The 2,500-nt window shown below is 53.4% G+C and carries 1 rRNA gene (running past both ends of the window); it reads right to left on the bottom strand.

From position 1 onward, the window contains the following. Nucleotides 1–2,500 (bottom strand): 23S ribosomal RNA (locus tag CW734_RS01570) (it extends past both window edges: 67 nt to the left, 349 nt to the right).

The following is a 2,500-nucleotide window of genomic DNA, read 5'->3' as shown; positions in this document are numbered from 1 at the left end:
ATCTACCTCATCGTCTTTGAGGGATCTTACTTGCTTGCGCAATGGGAAATCTCATCTTGAGGGGGCTTCGTGCTTAGATGCTTTCAGCACTTATCCCGGCCACACATAGCTACCCAGCGATGCTCTTGGCAGAACAACTGGTACACCAGCGGTGTGTCCATCCCGGTCCTCTCGTACTAAGGACAGCTCCTCTCAAATTTCCTGCGCCCGCGACGGATAGGGACCGAACTGTCTCACGACGTTCTGAACCCAGCTCGCGTACCGCTTTAATGGGCGAACAGCCCAACCCTTGGGACCGACTACAGCCCCAGGATGCGATGAGCCGACATCGAGGTGCCAAACCTCCCCGTCGATGTGGACTCTTGGGGAGATAAGCCTGTTATCCCCGGGTAGCTTTTATCCGTTGAGCGATGGCCCTTCCATGCGGAACCACCGGATCACTAAGTCCGTCTTTCGACCCTGCTCGACCTGTCCGTCTCGCAGTCAAGCTCCCTTGTGCCTTTACACTCTGCGAATGATTTCCAACCATTCTGAGGGAACCTTTGAGCGCCTCCGTTACTCTTTAGGAGGCGACCGCCCCAGTCAAACTGCCCGCCTGACACTGTCTCCCAAGCCGCTAAGGCTTGTGGGTTAGAAGTTCAATACAACCAGGGTAGTATCCCACCGACGCCTCCCCGAAGCTGGCGCCCGGGTTCTCTGGCTCCTACCTATCCTGTACAAGTTGCACCAAAATTCAATATCAGGCTACAGTAAAGCTCCACGGGGTCTTTCCGTCCTGTCGCGGGTAACCTGCATCTTCACAGGTACTATAATTTCACCGAGTCTCTCGTTGAGACAGTGCCCAGATCGTTACGCCTTTCGTGCGGGTCGGAACTTACCCGACAAGGAATTTCGCTACCTTAGGACCGTTATAGTTACGGCCGCCGTTTACTGGGGCTTCGGTTCGCACCTTCGCTTGCGCTAAGCACTCCCCTTAACCTTCCAGCACCGGGCAGGCGTCAGCCCCTATACGTCACCTTACGGTTTTGCAGAGACCTGTGTTTTGCTAAACAGTCGCCTGGGCCTATTCACTGCGGCTCTCTCGGGCTATTCACCCTACCAGAGCACCCCTTCTCCCGAAGTTACGGGGTCATTTTGCCGAGTTCCTTAACGAGAGTTCACTCGCTCACCTTAGAATTCTCTTCTCGCCTACCTGTGTCGGTTTGCGGTACGGGCACCTCCCGCCTCGCTAGAGGCTTTCTTGGCAGTGTGAAATCAGGGACTCTGAGGTAAACCTCTTGCCATCACTGCTTGATGTTATATAGAAACGGATTTGCCTCGTTTCTCATCTCACAACTTGGACGTGCACAACCAACGGCACGCTCACCTTATCCTTCTGCGTCCCCATTACTCAAACGGCGGGGAGGTGGTACAGGAATATCAACCTGTTGTCCATCGTCTACGCCTATCGGCCTCGACTTAGGTCCCGACTAACCCTGAGCGGACGAGCCTTCCTCAGGAAACCTTAGGCATTCGGTGGACGGGATTCTCACCCGTCTTTCGTTACTCATACCGGCATTCTCACTTCTAAGCGCTCCACCAGTCCTTCCGGTCTGACTTCAACGCCCTTAGAACGCTCTCCTACCACGGACATCTACGATGTCCATCCACAGCTTCGGTAATCCGTTTAGCCCCGGTACATTTTCGGCGCAGTGTCACTCGACCAGTGAGCTATTACGCACTCTTTAAATGATGGCTGCTTCTAAGCCAACATCCTGGTTGTCTAAACAACGCCACATCCTTTTCCACTTAACGGATATTTGGGGACCTTAGCTGGTGGTCTGGGCTGTTTCCCTCTTGACTACGGATCTTATCACTGCAGTCTGACTCCCAAGCATAAATCACTGGCATTCGGAGTTTGTCTGAATTCGGTAACCCGGATGGGCCCCTAGTCCAAACAGTGCTCTACCTCCAGGATTCTCTATCTTGAGGCTAGCCCTAAAGCTATTTCGGAGAGAACCAGCTATCTCCAGGTTCGATTGGAATTTCTCCGCTACCCACACCTCATCCCCGCACTTTTCAACGTGCGTGGGTTCGGGCCTCCAGTAAGTGTTACCTTACCTTCACCCTGGACATGGGTAGATCACCTGGTTTCGGGTCTACAACTGCATACTCATTCGCCCTATTCAGACTCGCTTTCGCTGCGGCTCCGGCTTCTCACCTTAACCTTGCATGCAATCGTAACTCGCCGGTTCATTCTACAAAGGCACGCTATCACCCATTAACGGGCTCTAACTACTTGTAGGCACACGGTTTCAGGATCTATTTCACTCCCCTTCCGGGGTGCTTTTCACCTTTCCCTCACGGTACTGGTTCACTATCGGTCACTAGGGAGTATTTAGCCTTGGGAGATGGTCCTCCCAGATTCCGACGGAATTTCTCGTGTTCCGCCGTACTCAGGATCCACTCTGGAGGAATGAACTTTCAGCTACGGGCTATTACCCTGTCTTGCGGACCGTTC

The organism is Planococcus sp. MB-3u-03 (genome assembly GCF_002833405.1).
In the GTDB taxonomy this organism is placed as follows: domain Bacteria; phylum Bacillota; class Bacilli; order Bacillales_A; family Planococcaceae; genus Planococcus.
Note: the sequence above shows the minus strand (reverse complement) of the source record. Positions and strands in the feature narration are given on the sequence as shown.